Origin of the sequence: Frigoribacterium sp. CFBP 13729 (genome assembly GCF_014841875.1) — a bacterium.
GTDB lineage: Bacteria > Actinomycetota > Actinomycetes > Actinomycetales > Microbacteriaceae > Frigoribacterium.
This window is the reverse complement of the sequence record NZ_JACYUR010000002.1, coordinates 411137-432953: the sequence shown is the minus strand read 5'-3', so window position 1 is coordinate 432953 and position 21817 is coordinate 411137. Positions and strand designations below refer to the sequence as shown.

Annotated in this window: 22 protein-coding genes and 1 tRNA gene; 12 read left to right on the top strand and 11 right to left on the bottom strand. The window is 74.4% G+C overall.

The features are described 5' to 3' along the window. Positions 1-11: 11 nt before the first annotated feature. The 4 genes from IFT77_RS08435 to IFT77_RS08420 all read right to left on the bottom strand — a co-directional run bounded on the left by IFT77_RS08435 (position 12) and on the right by IFT77_RS08420 (position 3240). Positions 12-989, bottom strand: a complete 978-nt coding sequence (locus IFT77_RS08435; protein ID WP_146903966.1) for a ribose-phosphate diphosphokinase — start codon at positions 987-989, stop codon at positions 12-14. Positions 990-1030: 41 nt separating this feature from the next. After that, positions 1031-2464 (bottom strand): bifunctional UDP-N-acetylglucosamine diphosphorylase/glucosamine-1-phosphate N-acetyltransferase GlmU, encoded by a 1434-nt coding sequence (glmU, locus tag IFT77_RS08430; protein WP_192169729.1) that lies wholly within the window; start codon positions 2462-2464, stop codon positions 1031-1033. Positions 2465-2592: 128 nt separating this feature from the next. After that, complete coding sequence (locus IFT77_RS08425; protein WP_192169728.1) at positions 2593-3087, bottom strand: DUF4126 family protein; 495 nt, start codon at positions 3085-3087, stop codon at positions 2593-2595. A gap of 81 nt (positions 3088-3168) precedes the next feature. Next, a tRNA-Gln gene (locus tag IFT77_RS08420) sits at positions 3169-3240 on the bottom strand. A gap of 176 nt (positions 3241-3416) precedes the next feature. Between IFT77_RS08420 and IFT77_RS08415 the strand changes: the two genes are divergently transcribed. Beyond that, complete coding sequence (locus IFT77_RS08415; RefSeq protein WP_192041068.1) at positions 3417-3938, top strand: MarR family winged helix-turn-helix transcriptional regulator; 522 nt, start codon at positions 3417-3419, stop codon at positions 3936-3938. A 146-nt stretch (positions 3939-4084) separates the two neighbouring features. Here the strand turns inward: IFT77_RS08415 and IFT77_RS08410 are convergent, their stop codons facing one another. From IFT77_RS08410 to glp, 5 genes are all read right to left on the bottom strand, one after another. Further along, positions 4085-5899, bottom strand: a complete 1815-nt coding sequence (locus IFT77_RS08410) for an ABC-F family ATP-binding cassette domain-containing protein (protein ID WP_123548043.1) — start codon at positions 5897-5899, stop codon at positions 4085-4087. Between the two features lie 64 nt (positions 5900-5963). Beyond that, complete coding sequence (locus IFT77_RS08405; protein WP_192169727.1) at positions 5964-6524, bottom strand: molybdenum cofactor biosynthesis protein MoaE; 561 nt, start codon at positions 6522-6524, stop codon at positions 5964-5966. Next, positions 6517-7068, bottom strand: a complete 552-nt coding sequence (locus tag IFT77_RS08400) for a molybdenum cofactor biosynthesis protein B (protein ID WP_192169726.1) — start codon at positions 7066-7068, stop codon at positions 6517-6519. Before IFT77_RS08400 ends, IFT77_RS08405 begins: the two co-directional genes overlap by 8 nt. Continuing rightward, positions 7065-7616: a cyclic pyranopterin monophosphate synthase MoaC gene (moaC, locus tag IFT77_RS08395; protein WP_192169725.1), complete on the bottom strand. Its 552-nt coding sequence runs from the start codon at positions 7614-7616 to the stop codon at positions 7065-7067. The genes IFT77_RS08400 and moaC overlap by 4 nt, the downstream gene beginning before the upstream one ends. Continuing rightward, a complete protein-coding gene (gene glp, locus IFT77_RS08390) occupies positions 7609-8859 on the bottom strand; it encodes a gephyrin-like molybdotransferase Glp (protein WP_192169724.1) in 1251 nt (416 codons plus the stop codon). Before glp ends, moaC begins: the two co-directional genes overlap by 8 nt. Positions 8860-8897: 38 nt before the next feature. Here glp and IFT77_RS08385 point away from each other — a divergent pair, with 38 nt between their 5' ends. The 5 genes from IFT77_RS08385 to IFT77_RS08365 all read left to right on the top strand — a co-directional run bounded on the left by IFT77_RS08385 (position 8898) and on the right by IFT77_RS08365 (position 13527). Beyond that, positions 8898-9785 carry an MTAP family purine nucleoside phosphorylase gene (locus tag IFT77_RS08385; protein ID WP_192169723.1) on the top strand — a complete coding sequence of 296 codons (888 nt, stop codon included), beginning with the start codon at positions 8898-8900 and terminating at the stop codon, positions 9783-9785. A gap of 68 nt (positions 9786-9853) precedes the next feature. Next, positions 9854-10909, top strand: coding sequence for an NAD(P)-dependent oxidoreductase (locus IFT77_RS08380; RefSeq protein ID WP_192169930.1), 1056 nt, complete (start codon positions 9854-9856; stop codon positions 10907-10909). Positions 10910-11462: 553 nt separating this feature from the next. Then, positions 11463-12131 (top strand): glycosyltransferase family 2 protein, encoded by a 669-nt coding sequence (locus IFT77_RS08375; protein ID WP_192041062.1) that lies wholly within the window; start codon positions 11463-11465, stop codon positions 12129-12131. Next, complete coding sequence (locus IFT77_RS08370; RefSeq protein ID WP_192041061.1) at positions 12128-12799, top strand: DUF2064 domain-containing protein; 672 nt, start codon at positions 12128-12130, stop codon at positions 12797-12799. The genes IFT77_RS08375 and IFT77_RS08370 overlap by 4 nt, the downstream gene beginning before the upstream one ends. A 2-nt stretch (positions 12800-12801) precedes the next feature. Further along, positions 12802-13527, top strand: a complete 726-nt coding sequence (locus IFT77_RS08365) for a bifunctional 2-polyprenyl-6-hydroxyphenol methylase/3-demethylubiquinol 3-O-methyltransferase UbiG (protein ID WP_192169929.1) — start codon at positions 12802-12804, stop codon at positions 13525-13527. A gap of 118 nt (positions 13528-13645) precedes the next feature. Here IFT77_RS08365 and IFT77_RS08360 read toward each other — a convergent pair whose 3' ends face one another. Continuing rightward, a complete protein-coding gene (locus IFT77_RS08360; protein WP_192169722.1) occupies positions 13646-14185 on the bottom strand; it encodes a hypothetical protein in 540 nt (179 codons plus the stop codon). Further along, positions 14185-15525 carry a molybdopterin-dependent oxidoreductase gene (locus IFT77_RS08355; RefSeq protein ID WP_192169721.1) on the bottom strand — a complete coding sequence of 447 codons (1341 nt, stop codon included), beginning with the start codon at positions 15523-15525 and terminating at the stop codon, positions 14185-14187. Before IFT77_RS08355 ends, IFT77_RS08360 begins: the two co-directional genes overlap by 1 nt. Positions 15526-15592: 67 nt before the next feature. Between IFT77_RS08355 and IFT77_RS08350 the strand changes: the two genes are divergently transcribed. From IFT77_RS08350 to moaA, 6 genes are all read left to right on the top strand, one after another. After that, complete coding sequence (locus IFT77_RS08350; protein WP_192169720.1) at positions 15593-17047, top strand: glycosyltransferase 87 family protein; 1455 nt, start codon at positions 15593-15595, stop codon at positions 17045-17047. Positions 17048-17084: 37 nt separating this feature from the next. Continuing rightward, positions 17085-17561, top strand: a complete 477-nt coding sequence (locus IFT77_RS08345) for a molybdopterin-binding protein (RefSeq protein WP_192169719.1) — start codon at positions 17085-17087, stop codon at positions 17559-17561. After that, a complete protein-coding gene (gene modA, locus IFT77_RS08340; protein WP_192169718.1) occupies positions 17558-18424 on the top strand; it encodes a molybdate ABC transporter substrate-binding protein in 867 nt (288 codons plus the stop codon). The genes IFT77_RS08345 and modA overlap by 4 nt, the downstream gene beginning before the upstream one ends. Before the next feature lie 100 nt (positions 18425-18524). Next, on the top strand, positions 18525-19325 hold the full coding sequence (locus tag IFT77_RS08335) for an ABC transporter permease (protein WP_244638681.1): 801 nt from the start codon (positions 18525-18527) through the stop codon (positions 19323-19325). Further along, the gene (locus tag IFT77_RS08330; protein ID WP_192169716.1) at positions 19301-20542 is read left to right on the top strand and encodes an ATP-binding cassette domain-containing protein; all 1242 of its coding nucleotides are present in this window, start codon (positions 19301-19303) and stop codon (positions 20540-20542) included. Before IFT77_RS08335 ends, IFT77_RS08330 begins: the two co-directional genes overlap by 25 nt. Positions 20543-20703: 161 nt before the next feature. Next, complete coding sequence (gene moaA / locus IFT77_RS08325) at positions 20704-21816, top strand: GTP 3',8-cyclase MoaA (protein WP_192169715.1); 1113 nt, start codon at positions 20704-20706, stop codon at positions 21814-21816. Position 21817: the final 1 nt, after the last annotated feature.

The window sequence follows — 21817 nt, the reverse complement described above, 5'->3', positions numbered from 1 at the left end:
CGCCGACTCCGCTACGCCGCGCCATCGAACATCGACGTGACCGAGCCGTTGTCGAAGACCTCGTGGATCGCGCGGGCGATCAGCGGGGCGATCGGCAGGATCTCGAGCTTGTCGAACTTCTGGTGGTCGGTCAGCGGCAGGGTGTCGGTGACGACGACCGAGTCGATGAAGTCGCTGCTGAGGATCTCGGGCGCCGGGTCGCTGAAGACCGCGTGGGTGGCCGCGACGACGACGCCGATGGCCCCTGCCGCCTTGAGCGCCTCGGCGGCCTTGACGATGGTGCGGCCCGTGTCGATCAGGTCGTCGACCAGCAGGCAGACGCGGCCCTCGACCTCGCCGACGATCTCGTGCACGGTGACCTGGTTCGGCACCAGCGGGTCGCGGCGCTTGTGGATGATGGCGAGGGGGGCGTCGAGCTTCTCGCTCCAGATGTCGGCGACGCGGACGCGGCCCATGTCGGGCGAGACCACGGTCAGGGTGCTGTTGTCGAGCTTGGTGCGGAAGTGCTCGAGCAGCACCGGCATGGCGAAGAGGTGGTCGACCGGGCCGTCGAAGAAGCCCTGGATCTGCGGGGCGTGCAGGTCGACGCTCATGATGCGGTGGGCGCCCGCGGCCTTGAACAGGTCGGCGACGAGACGGGCCGAGATCGGCTCGCGACCGCGCCCCTTCTTGTCCTGACGGGCGTACGGGTAGAACGGCGCGACGACCGTGATGCGCTTCGCCGACGCGCGCTTGAGGGCGTCGACCATGATGAGCTGCTCCATGAGCCACTCGTTGATCGGGGCCGAGTGCGACTGGATGACGAACGCGTCGGCGCCGCGGACGCTCTCGTCGTAGCGCGCGTAGAGCTCGCCGTTGGCGAAGGTGCGGGCGTCGGTCGGGATCAGCTCGGAGCCGAGCTCCGACGCGATCTGGTTCGCCAGCTCGGGGTGCGCACGCCCCGAGACCAGAACGAGTCGGTTCTCGCCGGTGATCTTGATTCCGGACACGTCACTCGCTCTCCGGCCCCGGGGGGCCAACCCGACAGGGGTCAGTCGGTCGTTCGTTCGGCGCGGGCGGCAGCCTCGGCCGCCGCGGAGCCGGGGCGGTTCGCCTCGACCCATCCGCTCGCATTGCGCTGTGGGGCGATGCTCAACGCCAGCGCGCCGGCCGGCACGTCCTTGCGGACGACCGTCCCTGCGCCTGAGTACGCTCCGTCGCCAATCCTAACGGGGGCGACGAACACGTTGTGCGACCCGGTGCGCACGTTCGACCCGACCTCGGTGCGGTGCTTGTGCACGCCGTCGTAGTTGGCCGTGATGGTGCCGGCGCCGATGTTGCTGTCGGTGCCGACCTCGGTGTCGCCGATGTAGCTGAGGTGCGGCACCTTCGAGCCCGCGCCGATCTCGGCGTTCTTGGTCTCGACGAAGGTGCCGATCTTGCCGCCCTCGCCGAGCACGGTTCCGGGACGCAGGTACGAGAAGGGTCCCACGGAGGCGCGGGCCCCGATCACGGCGAGGGTCGCGTCGGTGCGCTTCACGACCGCCCCTTCGCCGACCTCGGTGTCGACGAGCGTCGTGTCGGGACCGACCACGGCACCCGCAGCGACGTAGGTGGCGCCCTTGAGCTGCGTGCCGGGCAGCAGCTCGACGTCGGGGCTGAGGGAGACGTCGCGGTCGATCCAGGTGGTCTGCGGGTCGACGATGCTGACGCCCTCGCGCTGCCAGTGCTCGACGATGCGGTCGTTGAGGCGGCGGGCCGCCGCGGCGAGCTGTACCCGGTCGTTGATGCCCTCGAGGCGCCAGGTCTCGTCGACCGCACGGGCGGAGACGCGCTCGCCTGCAGCGGTCAGCAGGCCGACCACGTCGGTCACGTACTTCTCGTTCTGCGCGTTGGCCGAGCCGACGCGCGGCAGGTGCGTGCGCAGGGCCGCCACGGTGAAGGCGTAGGTGCCGGAGTTGATCTCGCGCAGCTGCCGCTCCTCCTCGCTGGCGTCCTTGTGCTCGACGATGCGGTCGACGTCGCCCGTCGAGCGCCGCACGACGCGGCCGTAGCCGTGGGCGTCGGGGAGGACCGCCGACAGCAGCGTCGCGGCCGCCGCCTCCGCGCGGTGCTGCTCGAGGAGCGCGCCCAAGGTGGCGTGGTCGAGGAAGGGCACGTCGGCGCTGACGACGACGACGTCGCCCTCGAAGTCGGCGGGCAGCGCCTCGACGGCCTGCTCGACGGCCCGGCCGGTGCCGGGCACGTCGTCCTGGTCGACGATGACGGCGCCGGGCGTCGTCTCGACGATGCTCGTCACCACCAGGTCGCGCTCGTGCCGCACGACGGCCACGAGGTGCTCGGGCTGCAGCGCCCCGGCGGTCTCGAGCACGTGCTGGATCAGCGGCAGGCCGGCCAGCCGGTGCAGCACCTTCGGCGTCGAGGACTTCATGCGCGTGCCCTGTCCTGCGGCGAGGACGACGACGGCGAGGCTGCGTTCGGGCATGGTGCTCCTAGTGGTGGGGGCGTGCGGCGATCATCGGCGATCCTCCCACGGGCGTCGCAGGAGGCGCGGGTCGGCGACGCGTGTCCGGTGCGGCGGGCGGGTCGGCCGGGCCTTGTGGAGGGCGGACGTCAGCTCCTGGCGACGCGCACGACGGCGGCGGTGCCGCCGACCGCGACGGCGTCCTCGAGCAGGGCGACGACGAGGTCGGGCAGCCCGGTCTTCTCGACGAGGGCCTTGCGGCCGAGGTAGCCCGCGAAGCTGCCGACGACGGCCCCCGCGGCGCCGATCAGCGCGCCCTGCACGCCGCGGTCGGCGCGGAGGTCGGTGGTGCCCATCGCGAAGCCGACGACGGCACCGGCGGCGACGCGTCCGAAGATCGCGCCGCCCGAGATGCGGCTGGGCGTCGAGGGCAGCTTGTCGCCGACGAGCTCGCCCACCCCGGCGGCGACGAACACGGCACGGCCGATCGACGAGCGGAACACCGCCCACTCCTGCCAGCTGCCGGTGAGGGTGCGGCTGTCGCGGCTGAGGGCGAGCGCCGCGAGCGGCGTCGCGGAGCGGGAGCCGGTGAGGACGCCGAGCAGGGCGGCACGGGCGAGCGGGGAGAGCGTGGTGGTCGACATGGCCGCAGGCTATCGAGAGCCGAGGCCGCCGGTCCGGATCGGGCCCTGGACGGACGCCTGCGTCGGCTCTCAGCTCGTAGGCTCCGCCACCAGGATTCGAACCTGGACCTAACAGCTCCAAAGGCTGTCGTGCTGCCGTTACACCATGGCGGACCGCGCTCGCCGCGCAGGTCGATTCTGTCAGACCCTGTCCGGGGCCGAGGGCGGGTGTTCCGGGTCGAGGGCGGGTCGGGTGTTCCGGGTCGAGGGCGGGTCGGCGCCGACCCGCCCTCGACCCGGAAGACCCGCCGTCGACGGGCTTGGGACCGGCACGCTGCCATGATGTGAAGATGACCGAGGCCGACCTGCACGACGAGCGCGCGCCGCACGACGAGGTCGACCGGATCGTCGCGGCCTGGTCGCACGAACGGCCCGACCTCGACTTCGCCCCGCTGCACGTGCTCTCGCGCGTCGGCCGCCTCGCGAAGCACCTCGACCGCGCCCGACGCGACGCCTTCGTCGCCAGCGACCTCGAGCAGTGGGAGTTCGACGTCCTCTCCGCGCTCCGCCGCGCTGGCGGGCCCTACGAGCTGAGCCCGAAGGCCCTGTTGCAGCAGACGCTCGTCTCGAGCGGCGCCATGACGAACCGGATCGACCGGCTCGTCGCGCGCGGCCTCGTCGAACGGCGCACCGACCCGAACGACGGCCGTGGCGTCCGGGCACGGCTGACCCCGGAAGGGGGCGATGCGGTCGACGCGGCGATCGAGCGCCTCCTCGCTGCCGAGCGCCGCCTCCTCGCCGACCTCGGCCCGGTCGACGAGCAGCGGCTCGGCGACCTCCTGCGGCGGCTGAGCCTCACCCTCGGCGACTGACCCGAGTGACCCGCCTGACCCCATCGGTCCGGGTGACCCTGCCCATCTGAGTCGAGCAGGGTCAGCGAGTGGTCGGTTCCTGTCGTTCCGCGCCTCGCGAGAGACCGGGACCGACCACTCGGCGAGCCCGCCGCGCCAGCGGCGCGCTACGCGAGCAGCTCGCTGAGCTCGAGCCAGCGCACCTCGAGCTCGGCCGTCTTGTGGTCGAGCGCGGTGAGCTTCGCCTGCAGCGCCGCGAGGCCGTCGAAGTCGGACTGGTCGAAGCCCGCGAACTGCTCGAGCAGGCCGCTGCGCTCGGTCGCCGACTTCGCGAGCTTGCGGTCGATCGACCCCAGCTCCTTCTCGGCGTTGCGCTTCTCGGCGCCCGAGAGGCCCGACGCGGCCGCCGCGGCGGCGACCGACGACTGGGCGCCCTGCACCGCGGTCGGGCGGTCGGTGGCGCCGCCCTGGGTGTCCGTGGCCTGCTTGCGCAGGGCGAGGTACTGGTCGACGCCGCCGGGCAGGTGGCGGAACTGCCCGTCGAGCACCGCGTACTGCTGGTCGGTGACGCGCTCGAGCAGGTACCGGTCGTGCGAGACGACGAGCAGGGTGCCGGGCCAGCCGTCGAGCAGGTCCTCCATCGCGGCGAGCATGTCGGTGTCGAGGTCGTTCGTGGGCTCGTCGAGGATGAGCACGTTGGGCTCGTTGAGCAGGATCAGCAGGAACTGCAGGCGGCGCTTCTGCCCGCCCGACAGGTCCTTGATCGGCGTCTGCAGCTGCGCGCTGGTGAAGCCCAGGCGCTCCAGCAGCTGCCCGGGCGTCATCTCCTTGCCGGCCGTGACGTAGGAGGTGCGCTGCCGGCCGATGAGGTCGTTCACCTTCTCGTTCGCGACCTCGTGCAGGTCGGCGAGCTGCTGGTCCAGGATCGCGAACTTGACCGTCTTGCCCTGCTTGACCCGCCCCTCCGTCGGCTGCACCTCGCCCGTGACGACCTTGAGCAGCGTCGACTTGCCGGCCCCGTTGACGCCCAGCACGCCGGTGCGCTCGCCGGGGGCGATGCGCCACTCGACGCCGTGCAGCACCCGCTTGTCGCCGAACGAGACGCCGACCTCGACGAGGTCGACCACGTCCTTGCCCAGCCGGGCCGTCGCCATCTGCGACAGCTCGACGGCGTTGCGGGCGGGCGGCTCGTCGGCGATCAGCTCGTTCGCCGCGTCGATGCGGAACTTGGGCTTGGTCGAGCGGGCGGGCGCACCACGACGGAGCCACGCCAGCTCTTTCCGCATCAGGTTCTGGCGCTTCGACTCGGACGCCGCGGCCGAGCGGTCGCGCTCGACGCGCTGCAGCACGTACGCGGCGTAGCCGCCCTCGAAGGGCTCGACGATGCCGTCGTGCACCTCCCACGTGTCGGTCGAGACCTCGTCGAGGAACCACCGGTCGTGCGTCACGACGACGAGCGCGCCCGACGACGGCGACCACCGGCGACGGAGGTGCTCGGCCAGCCAGGCCACGCCCTCGACGTCGAGGTGGTTGGTGGGCTCGTCGAGGAACAGCACGTCCCAGTCGCCGACGAGGAGGCGCGCGAGGGCCACCCGACGACGCTGGCCGCCCGAGAGGTCGCCGAGCCGCGCCTCCCACGGGATGTCGGTCGCGAGGCCCGAGATGACGTCGCGGATGCGGGCGTCGCCCGCCCACTCGTGCTCGTCGCGGTCGCCGACGATCATGCGGCCGACCGTGTCGTCGTCGGGCAGCACGTCGCGCTGGTCGAGCATGCCGATCGTGAGGCCGCGGCGGGTCGTGACCCGGCCGTCGTCGGGCTCGAGGCGGCCGGCGAGCACGGACATCAGGGTCGACTTGCCGTCGCCGTTGCGGCCGACGACGCCGATGCGGGAGCCCTCGTCGATGCCGAGCGTCACCCCGTCGAGGACGACCTTGGTCGGGAATTCGAGCTTGAGGTTCTCTGCGCCTAGTAGGTGTGCCACCCGACGAGCGTAGGCGACGACGGCTGACCGGCTGGACCGCGTCCGCGGCACCGCCCGGCCGCACTCAGCCCAGCGACGCCGTCCACTCGTCGGGGCCGTCCGTGAACGCCTGGCGCTTCCAGATGGGCAGGCGCTCCTTGACGAGGTCGACGAGCGCCGAGCAGGCGGCGAAGGCCTCGGCGCGGTGGGGCGAGGCGACGGCGCAGGCGAGCGCGACGTCGCCGATCTCGAGGTCTCCGACGCGGTGCTGCACCGCGATCGTGACCTCGGGATGCGCCGCCGCGATCTGCTCGGCGACGGAGCCCATGACCTCACCCGCCGACGGGTGCTGCTCGTAGTGCAGCGCGGCCACGTCGCGGCCGCCGTCGTGGTCGCGCACGACGCCCTCGAACGTCACGATCGCCCCGGAGGCGCGGCTCTCGACGATCACGGAGCACTCGGCCGCCGAGAGCACCGTCTCGACCACCTCGGCGAGCAGCACGCGCCCGCTGGGGCCGGTCGGGGTCGCCACCGCGTCGGGGTCGCCCCCCTCGGCCTCGAGGACGGCGTCGGCGGCCGCTTCTTCTCCCGCGGCGCTGAGGGCAGGGCCCTCGACGGGTCGTGCGTTGTCGAGGGAGTCAGTCATGAGCGCCTCCGGAGAGCTGGTCGAGCAGGTGATCGATCAGGGGGTCGAGGACGGCGAGCCCGTCGCGCACTCCCCCGCGGGAGCCGGGCAGGTTGACGACGACCGTGCGGCCGGCGACGCCGGCCAGCCCCCTCGAGAGCAGGGCCGTGGGGGTGGCGGCCGTGCCGCGCCTCCTCATCTCCTCGGCGATGCCGGGGATCTCGCGGTCGAGCAGCGGAGCGGTCTGCTCGGGGGTGCGGTCGGTGGGCGTGAGGCCGGTGCCGCCGGTGGTGAGCACGACGTCGACGCCCTGCGCCAGGACCGCGGCGAGCGCCTCGCCCACGGGGGCGCCGTCGGCGACGACCACCGGCTCGCCGGCGAGCCAGCCGCGTGCGGCGAACCAGTCGCGGATCACCGGGCCGGTGAGGTCGGGCGACGTCCCGGCGGCGGCTCGGGTGGAGGCGACGACCACGACGGCGCGACGCGGGACGTCGGCGGGCGCGTCGGCGGGCGCGTCGGCGGGCGCGTCGGCGGTGGACGGCTCGGCGGCGGGCGACGACGTCATCGCGCCCAGGCCCCGCTCTTGCCGCCCGACTTCTCGAGCACCTTGACGTCGCCGATGACGGCGAGGTGGTCGACGGCCTTGATCATGTCGAAGAGGGTGAGGGCCGCGACGGTCGCCGCGGTCAGCGCCTCCATCTCGACGCCCGTGACGCCTCGGGTCCGGACACGGGCGACGACGGTGACGGTCGCCTCCTCGGCCCCGGTGTCGGCCCCGGTGTCGGCCCCGTCGGTCTCGAAGTCGACCGTGATCGCACCGAGCGGCAGGGGGTGGCAGAGCGGGATGAGGGCCGGGGTCTGCTTCGCCGCCATGATGCCGGCGATGCGCGCGGTGCCGAGTGCCTCGCCCTTGGGCAGCGTGCCGTCGACCAAGCGGGCGACGACGTCGGGCCGGGTCGTCAGCACGGCCTGCGCGGCGGCCTCGCGGCTGGTCTCGGCCTTGCCCGTGACGTCGACCATGTGGGCCGATCCGTCGGGCCGGACGTGGGTCAGGTCGCCGACCGGCTGCTGCCCGGTCGACGCGGGCGGGTCGCCATGCGCGTCGTCACTCATCGAGCGTCCAGACTACGACCTCGTCGCCCTCGTCGAGCCGGTCGACGCCGACCGGGACGTGCACGAGCACGGTCGCCTCGGCGTGTGCGGCGAGGAGGTGCGAGCTCGGCCCGCCGACGAGCACGACCCTGCCGTCGACGTCGAGTCGTCCGCGCCTCAGCTGGTGCTTGCCGACGGGCGAGTCGGCGGCCTCCCCCATCGGCACCCTGCGGTACAGACGTGCCGGGCCGACGCCGGTCGCGTCGCGCAGCACCGGCCGGAGGAACGCCTCGAACGAGACGAGCGCGCTGACCGGGTTCCCCGGGAAGCAGACGACGGGCAGGTCGTGGTCGCGGAGGGCGAGCGTGCCCCAGCCCTGCGGGCCGCCGGGCTGCATCGCCACGTGCCCGAAGACGACGCCGGCCGGCTCGAAGGCGTCGCGGACGACCTCGTAGGCGCCGGCGCTGACGCCCCCGGTCGTGAGCACGAGGTCGACGGACGCGGCGTGCCGGGCCACCACGGCGAGCAGGGCGTCCGCGTCGTCGGAGACGCGCTCGACGACGACGTCGGCGCCGACGTCGACGAGGGCCGCGGCGAGTCCTGCGCCGTTGGCGTCGTGGATCGTGCCGGGGGCGAGCTCGGCACCGGGCGCGCTCAGTTCTTCGCCGGTCGAGACCAGCAGGAGGCGCGGGCGGCGGACGACCTCGACGGTCACCAGCCCGGAGGCGGCCAGCACCCCCCAGCGCGCCGGGGTCAGCACCGTGCCGGCGCGCAGCAGGACGCTGCCGGCGGAGACGTCGCTGCCGGCGGCGCGGACGAAGGTCCCCTCGGCCACGGGGCCCCGGAGGCCGACGCGGGCGGTGCTCCCGGCGGCGGGGAACGCGGGCGGGTCGGCCCGCTCGATCGGGACGACCGCGACGGCGCCCTCGGGGACGGCGGCGCCGGTCATGATCGGCGCGGCGGTGCCGGGGCGGAGGGCCGGACCGGTGCGGCCGGCCGGGATCGGGTCGACGACCACCAGGTCGAGGTCGCCGGAGCGGGCGGCGTCGGGGGCGGCGAGGGCGTAGCCGTCCATCTGCGAGTTGGCGAAGGGGGGCAGGTCGAGCGGGGCGACGACGTCGGCCGCGAGCACCCGACGGCGGTGCCGGTCGGGCTCGGCCGCGATGCGGACCGGGTCGACGAGGAGGGCCTCCCCAGGACGCCGCGCCAACGCCCCCTCCACCAGCGCCCGGACGGCGATCTGGTGCTGCTCGACTGTGCGCACGGGTTCCTCTCACGGCGGTCGTCGATAGCGTAGCGAGCGTGACCGACACCTCCTCCTCCTCGTCCCCCGGCCTCCCCCGCGTCGACGTCGCCGTCATCGGCGGCTCCGGCCTGTACTCGCTCTTCGCGCCCGGCACGGCGACGAGCCACGTCGTCGAGACGCCCTACGGGCCGACGTCGAGCGAGGTGACGATCGGCGAGATGGGCGGCAAGACCGTCGCGTTCCTCACCCGGCACGGCAAGGGCCACTCCGTGCCGCCGCACCGCATCGACTTCCGCGCGAACGTCTGGGCCCTCGCCTCGCTCGGCGCGAAGGCGGTCGTGTCGTCGTCCGCCGTGGGCGGGGTCAGCCCCGAGTACCCGCCGGGCACCATGGTCGTCACCGACCAGTTCATCGACCGCACGTGGGGCCGTCCCGACACCTTCTTCGACGTCGAGGGCGGGGTGCAGCACCTCGTCGCCGCCGACCCGTTCGACCCGGTGCTGCGGGCCGCCGCCGTCACGGCCCTCGAGGCCCAGGGCGAGCCGTTCGCCCCGACCGGCACCTGCGTCGTCATCCAGGGCCCGCGCTTCTCGACCCGGGCCGAGTCGCTCTGGTTCCGCGCCGCCGGGGCGCACACGATCAACATGACGATGTACCCGGAGGTGCCCCTCACCCTCGAGCTCGGCATGGGCGCCGTCAACATCTCGTTCGTCACCGACAGCGATGCCGGCCTCGCGCCCGAGGAGGGCCAGGAGGGCACCGACGACGACGCGGTCAGCCACCAGCTCGTGATGGAGCGCCTCGCCGCGGCCCAGCCGCGCATCGTCGCTGCCATCGAGGCGATCGTCGCCGGGCTGCCGGCCGACTACGCGCCGCGCGAGCTCGTGCCTGCGACCGCGACCGCGGCGGTGCTCGCGCGCCCCGTGCGGTCGGCGACGTCGTGAGCGACGCGACGGGCGCCTCCGGGGCGACGGCTCCCGCCGACCCGACCAGCGCCTCCTCGTCGCCCGGGCTGCTGCTCGTGACGGGCGGCGCCGGCTTCATCGGCTCGGCCGTCGTCGAGCAGGCGCTGGGCCGCGGCTGGTCCGTGCGCGTGCTCGACTCGCTGCGGCCCGACGTGCACGGTGGTCCCCCGACGCTCGACCCGCGGGTCGACTTCGTCCACGGCGACGTGCGCGACGCGGCGGTCGTCGACGCGGCGCTCGCGGGCGTCGACGCGGTCTGCCACCAGGCGGCCAAGGTCGGCCTCGGCGTCGACTTCCAGGACGCTCCGGACTACGTCGACAGCAACGAGCACGGCACGGCCGTGCTGCTCGCCGCGATGGACCGGGCGGGCGTCGACCGGCTCGTCGTCGCCTCGTCGATGGTCGTCTACGGCGAGGGCAGCTACCGCACGAGCGCGGGCGAGACCGAGCGACCGGCCCCCCGTCGCGTCGCCGACCTCGACGCCGGCGTCTTCGACCCGCGCGACGCCGACGGCGAGCTGCTCGAGCCGCAGCTGATCACGGAGGACGCCCCGCTCGACCCGCGCAACGTCTACGCGATCACGAAGCTCACGCAGGAGCACCTGTCGACCTCGTGGGCCCGCAGCACCGGCGGCCGCGCCGCCGCCCTGCGCTACCACAACGTCTACGGGCCGGGCATGCCGCAGAACACCCCCTACGCCGGGGTGGCGTCGCTGTTCCGCTCCGCGCTCGAGCGCGGCGAGGCGCCCCGCGTCTACGAGGACGGCGCCCAGCGGCGCGACTTCGTGCACGTGCGCGACATCGCCTCGGCCAACCTCACGGCCCTCGACTGGACGGCCACGCAGCAGCCCGACTCGTTCCGGGCGTTCAACGTCGGCAGCGGCACCGTGCACACGATCGGCGAGATGGCGGAGGCGCTGGCCCGCGAGGCCGGCGGGCCTGCTCCCGTGGTCACCGGCCAGTACCGCGCGGGCGACGTGCGCCACGTCACCGCGTCGTCGGCCCGCCTCCGGGACGAGCTCGGCTGGAGCCCAGCCGTGTCGTTCGAGCAGGGCATGCGCGAGTTCGCGACGGCCCCGTTGCGCGCCGCCGTCGGCAGCTGACACGAGGTCGCGCGGTCGCGGACCCGGCGCTGCCGAGCCTGAGCCGGCCCCGGACCGGCTCAGGCGGTCCAGGGGTCGACGAGGTCACTTCCGGTGAGGGTGAGCGAGGACCGTCACGTCGAGGAAGGTCGGGATCCGGCCCCGAGGTCCGTGATGCGGTGCGAGCCGTCGACGCCCTCCTGTCGTAGCCGTTCGAGGTGAGCAGCGAATTCGTCGTCGCCCGCCAGCCCGTCGAGGGCAGCGAGGTGCGTTCTCACTCGGTCGACCCAGGTCTCGCCAGGGGGCCGGGCAGCCGTCGAACTGACGCCCGGCCGGTCGGGCTCTGGGGTCGTGATGGTCACCATCCGTGCCACCTCCTGATCGACGACGCTAGCGCTGTGCCCGCACGCCGGCCGGCGACTTGCCGCTTCAAGGGGTGTGGACGTGCTCCTGGAGCCCGCGAAGGGGCAACTCGACCGTGGAAGCACGGCGGCTGGCCGCGCAGCAGCAGATACCACCCCCCGTCCGGGGCAGGCTCGGCCCCTCCCAAGGCGGTGTCCGTATCGTCGACAGGATGAGCAGTCCCCAGGTCGACGTCGTGCTCCCCTGTCTCGACGAGGCAGGGGCGCTGCCCTGGGTGCTCGGGCGCCTGCCCGAGGGCTGGCGCGCGATCGTCGTCGACAACGGCTCGACGGACGGCTCGGCCGACGTCGCCCGCGAGCACGGCGCCCTGGTCGTCGAGGAGGCGCGTCGCGGCTTCGGCGCAGCCGCCCATGCCGGTCTCGAGGCCGCCACCGCCCCCTACGTGGCCTTCTGCGACGCCGACGCGTCGATGGACCCCGCCGACCTGCCGACGCTCGCCGCCCCTGTGCTGGCAGGCGAGGCAGAGCTCGTGCTCGGGCGGCGACGCCCCACGGCGCGCGGCGCCTGGCCGTTCCACGCCCGTGTCGCGAACCGCGTGCTCGCGCACCTGATGCGCCGCGCCTCCGGCGTCGCCCTGCACGACCTCGGCCCGATGCGCGTCGCCAGCCGCGAGGGACTGCTCGGCCTCGGCCTCCTCGACCGCCGGAGCGGCTACCCCCTCGAGATGGTGCTGCGCGCCTCCGAGGCGGGCTGGCGCATCCACGAGCTCGACGTGCCGTACTCGCCGCGCGTCGGCCGCAGCAAGGTGACCGGCACGATCCGCGGCACCGCGCGGGCCGTCGAGGACATGTCGCGGCTGCTGAGGGAGGCAGGCCGATGACGACCGTCGTGGTGATCTGCAAGGAGACCCTGCCGGGCAAGGTCAAGACGCGCCTGCACCCTCCCCTGACCCTCGAGCAGGCCGCCGAGGTGGCGGCCGCCGCGATCCAGGACACCCTCGCCGTGGTGCGCCAGCTGCCCGCGAGCCGACGCGTCCTGCTCTTCGACGGCAACCGAACTCCCCCCGGCTCCGAAGACTTCGATGTGATCCACCAGATCGGCGGCGGCCTCGACGCACGGCTCGGAGCCCTCTTCGACGAGGTCGACGGCCGCACCGTGCTCGTCGGCATGGACACCCCGCAGCTCACGACGGCGGACCTCGCCCCTGCCTTCGACGACCCGGCCGACGACGTCGACGCCTGGTTCGGCCCGGCGAACGACGGCGGCTTCTGGGCGCTCGGCCTCGAGCGGCCCACCGGCGACCTGCTCCGCGGCGTCCCGATGTCGCAGGACGACACCGGAGCCCACCAGCTGCGCCGCCTCGCCGAGGCCGGGCTCCGCGTCCGCACCCTGCCCGAGCTCGTCGACGTCGACACGATCGACGACGCGCGGCTCGCCGCCGCCGCCGGCCCCGACACCCTCTTCGCGCAGGCCCTGCGCCGACTCGACCCCATCACCGCAGGCGGTCCCGACGCCTCCCGGCCCACCCCCGAGGAGACCCTCTCGTGACCATGACCGCCGACCCCCAGCCCACCTTCGGCTCCGGAGGCGCGGAGCCGTACGCCCGCGCCCTGCGCCGCGAGGGGCGGCTCCAGCTCGTCCGCTCGCCGGGCACCGCCCGCCAGGGCTCGCGCTCGGCTGCCGTCGCCCTCGACGCACCGGCCGACGCCGACGCCCTCGACCTCGACGCGTTCGACGTCGCCCGCTGGAGCCGCGGCGCGGACGTCGCCGACCTCAGCACCATCCTCGACGCCTCCTCCGTGCTCGACATCGGCTGCGGCCCCGCCCGGATGGTGCGCGCCGCCGTCGACCGCGGGCTCGGCGCCCTCGGCGTCGACGTCTCCGTCACCGCCGTCGCCATGGCCGTCGACGCCGGCCTCCCGGTCGTGGCGGGCTCGGTCTTCGACGCGCTGCCGGGCGAGGGGACGTGGGACGTCGCCCTGCTGCTCGACGGCAACATCGGGATCGGCGGCGACCCGACCGCCCTGGTGGCTCGCGCCTCCTCCGTGGTCGCCCCCACGGGGTCCGTGGTCGTCGAGACCGCGGCCGACCCGGCGGCCGACGTCGCCTACGACGCCCAGGTCGTCGACGAGCAAGGCCGCGCGAGCGCCACGTTCCCGTGGGCCGAGGTGGGCCGCGAGGCACTCGGCCGGCACGCCGCCGCCGCGGGCCTGCGCGTGTCGCAGACCTGGTCGGTGGGCCGCCGCACGTTCTGCCGGCTCGTCCGCGCCTCCTAGGCCGGGAACCGACCCGGGAGCGACGAACCGACGCGGAACCCGGCGTCGGTTCGTCGCTTCGGCGTCGCCTCAGCCGGGATCGAGACCGAGACGGCTCAGGCGCACCAGGACGCGCGCGTCAGGCCGCGCGGCGCGCCTCGCGGCGGCGCGCCTCGCGGCGGCGGGCCAGCACGGTCCACGCGACCACGGCGAGCGCCGTGAGCACGACGACGACCAGCCACGCCACGCCCAGCCGCGCACCGTAGTCGAACGGCAGCACGGTGTCGTTCTTCGGCCCCCGCGCCTTCGCGATGATCTCGGGCACGACGACCAGCGTCAGCACGACCCCGAGGACGATCCCGACCTGCACGATCGCGAGCACCGCCGGGCTGATGCGCCGCCCCGTCCGCCCGACGAGCAGGGCGATCCCGGCGACGACCGGCGCGATGATCGCGTCGTGGGCGATCACGGCGCCGATCAGCCAGACGAGCAGCCCGCCGTAGCGGGTGGGCGACACGGTCTCGGTGAGCACCCAGCCGCCGAGGCCGATCAGGGCGATGCCGACGACGACCAGCACGGCCCGGGCGACGCGCACCCCGCGCCCCGAGGAGCCGGAGGAGCCGGAGGAGCCGGAGGCGGATGATGAGGGAACGGCGGGGACGGCCGACGAGCGCGTCATCAGATCACCTCGATCAGGCTGAGCCACTTGGTCTGCAGGACTCCCGGACGCCCGGGGGCGATCATCCGGGCGGGGTAGCCGTGCTCGATGTCGAGGCGGCCGCCGTTCACCTCGAGGGCGACGAGCGTGGTGGGGTCGTTCGCGTACTCGGGGCCCATGAGCATGACGCGGTAGCCGCCCTTCTCCTCGAGGCTCGTGACGCGCAGCGACCGATCGGCCGGCGCTCCGACGAGCGCCATCAGCTCGACGAGGCGCGGGCCGCGCCACTGTGCGGTCTGGCTCCAGCCCTCGACGCACGAGATCGGGAGGCGCTCGTCGCCCTGGGCCATCGCCTCCAGGTCCGCGGCCGTGAAGGCCATCGTCCGCTCGCCGTGGGCGATCGTGAGGGTCCAGTCGGGGTCCATCGCGGTCTCGAGCACCTTGGCGGCCGAGGCGGTCCGGTTCACCGGCAGGTCGTTCGGCCCGATGCCGCGCTGCCGGGGACCGAAGGCGTTCAGCGGCTCGAGCGGCGTGAAGGACTGGCCGGCGGTGAGCGCGACGACGCCGACGGTCGAGGCACCGACCGCGCCGAAGAAGCCTCGGCGCGACACGCGGCTGCGGGCGGGGTCGCGCTCGGGCTCGCGGGCGTCGTCGATCCAGCGCGTCACGCGGCCGACCAGCCCGCGGGGCTGCGCGGCTGCGGGATCGGCCGCCGCGGGCTGCCGGGCCGAGGCCGGAGCGTCGTCGCGGCGCATCCGCGCGAGCTCGCGCACGGCCTCGTGCTCGGCCCGCGCGGGGTCGAGCTCGCCGGACGGCTCGACGAACCGGCCGTCGGCGTCGTAGCTGTCGCGGGCCCGCCAGTAGCGCGTGATCAGCGGGAGCTTCACGGCGATGTGGACGGCGAGCGAGCCGATGATCACGAACGACAGGGCGAAGTGCACCTGCTTGAACGGGAACGGCCACGGGTACCACTGGTACGTGTTGAGCAGGCCCGTGACGAGCTGCAGCACCGACGTCGAGATGAACAGGGCGATGGAGGCGCGCTCGAGCACCTGCACCGGGTGCCGCACCGGAGGGTGCTGGAACAGCTGCGGGAACACGGCGTGCAGCTTGCCGAGCAGCAGCGGGATCGACGCGATGCCGGCCGTGATGTGGATGCCCTGCGTCACCTGGTAGAGCCAGACGGGCGAGGTGGGGAACCGCATCCACGATGCGGGCTCCTGCAGGAAGTGGCTGTAGAGGCCGGTCAGCAGGCAGACCAGGAACGCGACGGCCAGCAGCCGCCCGAGCACGGTCGCCGAGCGCGCGTTCCGCACCGGCGACGACGCCGCGGTGCGGAGGGTGAGGAGCAGGCGTCTCATGGGGTTCATCTCGGCTCGGCCGTGCGTGGTCGCGGACTCCCAGGCCGGTGTCGACCAGACTGGACAGGTGCGTACTCTATTCGCGGCCGTCGCCGTCACCGGATTGGCGGCGTCCGTGGCGTGGGGCGTTCTCGAGCTGGGATTCCTGCGGGAGGAGCTCCGCGCCTCCTACGTGGTGTGGACCGCGGTGTGCTGGGCGTTCTTCGTCGTGGCCCTCCTGCTGCTGCGCCGGGTGCCCGCGCGGGCGGTCACGGCGCTCGTGCTCGCGGGCACGGCCCTCGTCGGCGGCGCGGCCCTCGTCGGCGACCCGAACACGAGCACCGACCCGGCCCGCTACGCCTGGGACGGCATCGTCCAGGTGAACGGCGTCTCGCCGTACGCGCACACCCCCGACTCGGGTGAGCTGCGCGACCTGCGCCCCGACTGGATCTTCCCGGAGTCGGCGCCCTTCACCCGGGACGACGGCACGATCGGCGAGCGGTGCAGCCAGCCCGACCGGCAGATCCACCGCGCCTACGACACCGAGACGGGCGACGTCGTCTGCACGGCGATCAACCGGCCGGAGGTCCCGACGATCTACCCGCCCGCGGCCGAGCTGTACTTCGCGGGCGTGCGGGCCCTCGTGGGCCCCGAGGTCGGTTTCTTCCCGCTCCAGCTCACCGGCGCGCTGCTCGTGCTCGGCACGACCGTCGCGCTCGTCGTCACCCTCCGCCGCCGCGGCCTCGACCCGCGCTGGGCGGCTCTCTGGGGCTGGTGCCCGCTCGTCGTCGGCGAGGGGATCACCAACTCGCACGTCGACCTGCTGGGGGCCGTGCTCGTCGTCGCGGCCACGCTGCTCGTCGCGACCGGCCGGCGCTGGCGGGGCGGCATCGCTCTCGGCGCCGCCGTCGCGACCAAGCTCATCCCGGCGATCGCCGCTCCTGCCCTGCTGCGCCGTCAGCCGGCGAAGGTCGTCGTCGCCTCGATCGTCACGTTCGCCCTGCTCTACGTGCCCTACGTCGCCACGACCGGCTGGCAGGTGCTCGGCTACCTGCCCGGGTACCTCACGGAGGAGGGCTACGAGGACGGCTCCCGGTTCGTCTTCATGTCCGCGTTCCTGCCCGACGCGTGGACGACGCCCGTCGTCGCCCTGCTGCTGGCCGTGACGGCCGCCCTCGTCTGGGTCAAGACCCCGGTCGACAGCCCCTGGCTCGGCCAGCTCGTGATGATCGGCGTCGTGCTCGTGGCCGTCAGCCCGCGCTACCCCTGGTACGCCCTGCTGCTCGTGCCGTTCGTCGCGCTGACGGGGCGGTGGGAGTGGCTCGCGATCCCGCTCGCCCTGCTCGTGCGTCAGCTCGAGCCGTACATGGCCCTGCAGCGGGCGTCGCTGGCGACGGCGGTGCTCGTCATCCTGCTCGTGTCGCTCTGGCGGGCCGGGCCGGGCTGGTCCGAGCGGCTGGGGGACGTCGTCGTCTCCGACGCCCGTCGACTGCGACGACTCGTCCGCCGTGGACCCGCACGTGCGGCGGTGATCTCCGACTGACGCCGCAGCAGCGGAACGAAACCGGTAGGATCGGCGCATGCCAGAGACCCTGTACCGCGTCAGCGAGGCCGCCGCACTGGTCGGCGTCTCGGACGACACCGTCCGCCGCTGGGCCGAGGCCGGGCGCCTCGTGCTCGTCCCGGGCCCCGGCGGACGCCTCGCGGTCGTCGGCTCGGAGCTGGCCCGCGTCGCGAGCGAGCAGGCGGCGCACGCCGCGCCTCCTCGCGGCGGTTCCGGGAGCGACGCCTCGGGCGCGGTCGTCAGCGAGCGCAACCGGTTCACGGGCATCGTCACGGCGATCGTCCGGGACACGGTCATGGCGCAGGTCGACGTCCAGGCCGGCCCGTTCCGGGTCGTGTCGCTGATCAGCAGGGAGGCGGCCGACGAGCTGGGGCTGGAGGTCGGCAGCCCCGTGGTCGCGAGCGCGAAGGCGACGAACGTGAGCGTCACGCTCGGGCGGCTGGGCGAGACGGCGCCCGCACCCACCGAGACCGAGGGCGAGACCGCTCGATGACGACTGCACGCCGCACCCGCGCCTCCTCCGCAGGCGCCCCCTCGGCCCGGACGCCCTTCGCCCGCGTGCCCCTCGCCCTCGCCGCCGGCGCCGCCGCGCTGCTCGTGCTGAGCGCCTGCTCCTCCGGGGGCGCGGCCGACGACCCGTCCGCCTCGGGCACCCCCGTCGCGAGCCCCGCCGCCGCGCCGACCGGCGAGATCACGGTGCTGGCCGCCGCCTCCCTGACGGAGACCTTCGACGCCCTCGCCGCCGACTTCGAGGCCGCGAACCCCGGCACCACCGTCACGATCAGCTACGGCGGCAGCTCGGCACTCGCCCAGCAGATCGTCGCCGGGTCGCCGGTCGACGACTTCTTCAGCGCCAGCGCCGCGACCATGCAGACCGTGACCGACGCGGGCCTCGCCGAGGGCGAGCCCGCCACGTTCGCGCGCAACGCCCTGGAGATCGCCGTCCCGGCGGGCAACCCCGGCGACGTGACGTCGCTGGCCGACCTCGCCTCGCCCGACGTGAAGGTCGCCCTGTGCGCGGTCGAGGTGCCCTGCGGCGCGCTGGCCACGACGGTGCTCGAGGCCGAGGGCGTCAGCGTCACCCCGGCGACGCTCGAGCCCGACGTGAAGAGCGCCCTCACGAAGGTCGAGCTCGGCGAGGTCGACGCGGCGCTCGTCTACGAGACCGACGTCGAGGCGGCCGGCGACTCGGTCGAGGGGATCGCGGTGGGCGACGCGTCGATCCCGACCACCTCGTACCTCGCCGCCCGCCTCGCCGATGCCCCGAACCCCGACCTCGCGGAGGCGTTCCTCGTCTTCGTGCTGTCGTCGACCGGTCAGGACGCGCTCGCCGACGCCGGCTTCCGGGTCGGCTGACCCGGTCGCCGTGCAGCTGCTCCCCGACCGGCGCGACCGTTCCGGTCGACGCGACCGCCGCCTCCCCCGTGATCCGCGCCGGCGGCGTGACGGCGGAGCGCTGCGTGACCGGCGCCTCCCCGTCGCCGTGCTCGTGCCGGCGCTCGTCGGGCTGGCGCTGCTCGTGCTGCCGGCCGTGGCGTTGCTCGTGCGTGCCCCGTGGTCGACCCTCGGCCAGCGGCTCGCGAGCGAGACCGTGCTCGACGCCCTGCGGGTGTCGGTCACGAGCGCGCTGCTCGCGACCGCGATCAGCCTGCTGCTGGGCGTCCCGTTGGCGTGGCTGCTGACGGCCAGCGACGCGTGGCCGGCGGTCTGGCGGCGCCTCCTGCGGGCCGTCGTGACCGTGCCGCTCGTGCTGCCGCCGGTCGTCGGCGGCATCGCGCTGCTCTACCTGCTCGGGCGCAACGGCTTGCTCGGCCGCCCCCTCGACGCGGCCCTCGGCATCACGATCCCGTTCACGCTCGCGGCCGTCGTGATCGCGCAGACGTTCGTCGCGATGCCGTTCCTCGTGCTCAGTGTCGAGGGGGCGCTGCGCGGCGTCGACCGCGGGCTCGACGACGCGGCCGCCTCGCTCGGGGCGTCGCGCTGGTACGCGTTCCGGCGGGTGACGGTGCCCCTGGTCGCCCCCGGCGTCACCGCGGGAGCCGTGCTCTGCTTCGCCCGGGCCCTCGGCGAGTTCGGCGCGACCATCACCTTCGCGGGGACGTTCCCCGGACGCACCCAGACCCTCCCGACGAGCGTCTACCTGGCCCAGCAGAGCGACCCCGAGACCGCGGTCGCGATCTCGCTGCTGCTGCTGGCGGTCGGGGTCGGGGTCCTGTTGCTGCTGCGCGACCGGTGGCTGACGACGGGGGCACGGTGAGCGAGGACGGGCTGAGCGCTCGGCTGCGGGTCATCCGCGGGTCGTTCGCGCTCGAGCTCGACCTCGACGTGGCCCCCGGCGAGGTCGTCGCCCTGCTCGGCCCGAACGGCGCGGGCAAGTCGTCCGCGCTCGGGGCGCTCGCGGGCCTGCTGCCCGCCGACGGGTCGCGGGTGGTCGTCGACGGACACGTCCTCGACGGGCGCGTCCGGGACGGGTACGGCCTGGACGGGCCCGGTGCGGACGACGGGCCGGTCGTCCGGGTCCCCGCCCGCGACCGCCGCGTCGGCACCGTCTTCCAGGACCACCGCCTGTTCCCGCACCTCACCGCCCTCGAGAACGTCGCCTTCGGTCCCCGCAGCCGCGGAGTCCACGCCCGCGCGGCCCGCGAGCTGGCCCAGGTCGAGCTCCGCAGGGTCGGCCTCGCGTCGCTCGCCGGCCGTCGACCGTCGGAGCTCTCCGGCGGCCAGTCGCAGCGCGTGGCGGTGGCGCGGGCGCTCGCGGCCGACCCGCGCCTCCTGCTGCTCGACGAGCCGCTCGCGGCCCTCGACGCCGAGCAGCGCCCGGCCGTGCGCACGGCGCTCGCCGACGTGCTGCAGGAGGTGCGGGTCGCGACGCTGCTCGTCACGCACGACCCCGTGGACGCCGTCGCGCTCGCCGACCGCGTCGTCGTGCTCGAGGGAGGCGTCGTCGTCCAGCGCGGGACCCCGACCGAGGTGCTCACCGACCCGCACACCTCCTACGTGGCCTCGCTGACCGGGGCCACCGTGTGGACGCCGAGGGAGTCGTCGGCGACGGGCCACGGAGCTCGCGCCCTGCTGCCGGGCGGGCTCGCCGTCTCGTCGACGCGGCCCCTCGCGGACGGGCCCGCGCGCGTGTCGGTGCCGGTCGAGGCGGTGACGCTGGTGGGGCCCGACGGGCTCGACGGGCTGGGCGGGCTCGACGGGCTGGGCGGGCCCGACGGGCGGGCCGGGCAGTCCGGCCAGGCCTGGGACGACGGACCTGGTGAGCCTGCAGGAGGCGCCCTGCACGTCCCGATCCCGGCGCGCGTCGTGAGCGTCGAGCAACGCCTCTCGCGGCTGGCCGTGACCGTCGTCACCGACCAGGGGTCGCTCTCGGCCGTCGCCGAGCTGCCCCTCGCGACCGCCGACGGCGCCCGGCTCCGGCGCGGCGACCGGGTCGGGCTGCTGCTCGACCCGGAGCGCGTCACGATCGCGTGAGCGTGAGCGTGAGCGCCGGGGTCGGACTCCGTGATGAACCGCGAACCGCACCATGAACCGCGTTCTTTCTCAGTTCATGCTTCGGTTCGCGGTTCATGCCGACCGACAGCGCGGCGCAGCGGCTTGCAGCGGCGCACGGCGACGTCGCCTACTCTCAGGGGATGACGGTCTCGCTCGGTCTGCCCACGATCCCCCGCCGTCTCGCGGCGGGCGAGACGGCCGCCGCGAGCGCCGCCCTGCCGCGGCGCCCCGGGTCGGACAGGGCCCCCGGTCTGCTCGACCGCTTCGGCCGGACGGCGACCGACCTGCGCGTGTCGCTCACCGACCGCTGCAACCTCCGCTGCACCTACTGCATGCCGGCCGACGGCCTGCCCTGGCTGCCCAAGGACCAGGCCCTCAGCGCCGACGAGATCGTCCGGCTGGTGAGCGTCGGCGTCCGTGACCTCGGCGTCCGCCAGGTGCGGTTCACCGGGGGCGAGCCGCTGCTGCGCGCCGATCTCGTCGACATCGTGCGGCGCGTCGCCGCCCTCGAGCCGCGACCCGACATCTCGCTGACGACCAACGCCATCGGCCTTGCACAGCGTGCGCGAGCGCTGGCCGACGCCGGCCTCGATCGCATCAACGTGTCGCTCGACTCGCTGCACGCCGAGACGTTCGAGACGCTGACCCGTCGCCCGTTCCTCGACAAGGTGCTGGCCGGCGTCGACGCCGCGGCGGCCGCGGGGCTCACCCCGATCAAGATCAACGCGGTGCTGCTGCCCGGGGTCAACGACCACGAGGCCGCCGACCTGCTGGCCTGGTCGCTCGACCGGGGGCACGAGCTGCGCTTCATCGAGCAGATGCCCCTCGACGCGGACCGGACCTGGCACCGCGCCTCCTTCGTGACGGCCGACGACATCCGCGGCCGACTCACCGAGCGCTTCGTGCTGAGCCCCCATGCCGCCCCGCGCGACGGTGCGCCCGCCGAGAGGTTCGACGCGGTCGGCCTCGGCGCGGAGTCCCACCTCGTCGGCACCGTCGGCATCATCGCGTCGGTCAGCGAGCCGTTCTGCGGCGACTGCCGTCGCACCCGCCTCACCGCCGAGGGAGGCGTGCGCAGCTGCCTGTTCGGCGACGCCGAGACCGGCCTGCGCGACCCGCTGCGGGCCGGGGCGAGCGACGCCGAGCTCGCCGATCTCTGGCGCGGCGCGATGTGGGCGAAGCCGGCCTCGCACGGCATCGACCGCGACGACTTCGTCCAGCCCGTCCGCACCATGAGCGCCATCGGAGGCTGAC

Coding starts and splice junctions, on each gene's coding strand:
- IFT77_RS08345 (WP_192169719.1), top strand. CDS start 17,085: ATGCCAGAGACCCTGTACCGCGTCAGCGAGGCCGCCGCACTGGTCGGC.
- IFT77_RS08405 (WP_192169727.1), bottom strand. CDS start 6,524: ATGACTGACTCCCTCGACAACGCACGACCCGTCGAGGGCCCTGCCCTC.
- IFT77_RS08425 (WP_192169728.1), bottom strand. CDS start 3,087: ATGTCGACCACCACGCTCTCCCCGCTCGCCCGTGCCGCCCTGCTCGGC.
- IFT77_RS08360 (WP_192169722.1), bottom strand. CDS start 14,185: ATGACGCGCTCGTCGGCCGTCCCCGCCGTTCCCTCATCATCCGCCTCC.
- moaA (WP_192169715.1), top strand. CDS start 20,704: ATGACGGTCTCGCTCGGTCTGCCCACGATCCCCCGCCGTCTCGCGGCG.
- IFT77_RS08365 (WP_192169929.1), top strand. CDS start 12,802: ATGACCGCCGACCCCCAGCCCACCTTCGGCTCCGGAGGCGCGGAGCCG.
- modA (WP_192169718.1), top strand. CDS start 17,558: ATGACGACTGCACGCCGCACCCGCGCCTCCTCCGCAGGCGCCCCCTCG.
- moaC (WP_192169725.1), bottom strand. CDS start 7,616: ATGAGTGACGACGCGCATGGCGACCCGCCCGCGTCGACCGGGCAGCAG.
- IFT77_RS08400 (WP_192169726.1), bottom strand. CDS start 7,068: ATGACGTCGTCGCCCGCCGCCGAGCCGTCCACCGCCGACGCGCCCGCC.
- glmU (WP_192169729.1), bottom strand. CDS start 2,464: ATGCCCGAACGCAGCCTCGCCGTCGTCGTCCTCGCCGCAGGACAGGGC.
- IFT77_RS08375 (WP_192041062.1), top strand. CDS start 11,463: ATGAGCAGTCCCCAGGTCGACGTCGTGCTCCCCTGTCTCGACGAGGCA.
- IFT77_RS08355 (WP_192169721.1), bottom strand. CDS start 15,525: ATGAGACGCCTGCTCCTCACCCTCCGCACCGCGGCGTCGTCGCCGGTG.
- IFT77_RS08415 (WP_192041068.1), top strand. CDS start 3,417: ATGACCGAGGCCGACCTGCACGACGAGCGCGCGCCGCACGACGAGGTC.
- IFT77_RS08370 (WP_192041061.1), top strand. CDS start 12,128: ATGACGACCGTCGTGGTGATCTGCAAGGAGACCCTGCCGGGCAAGGTC.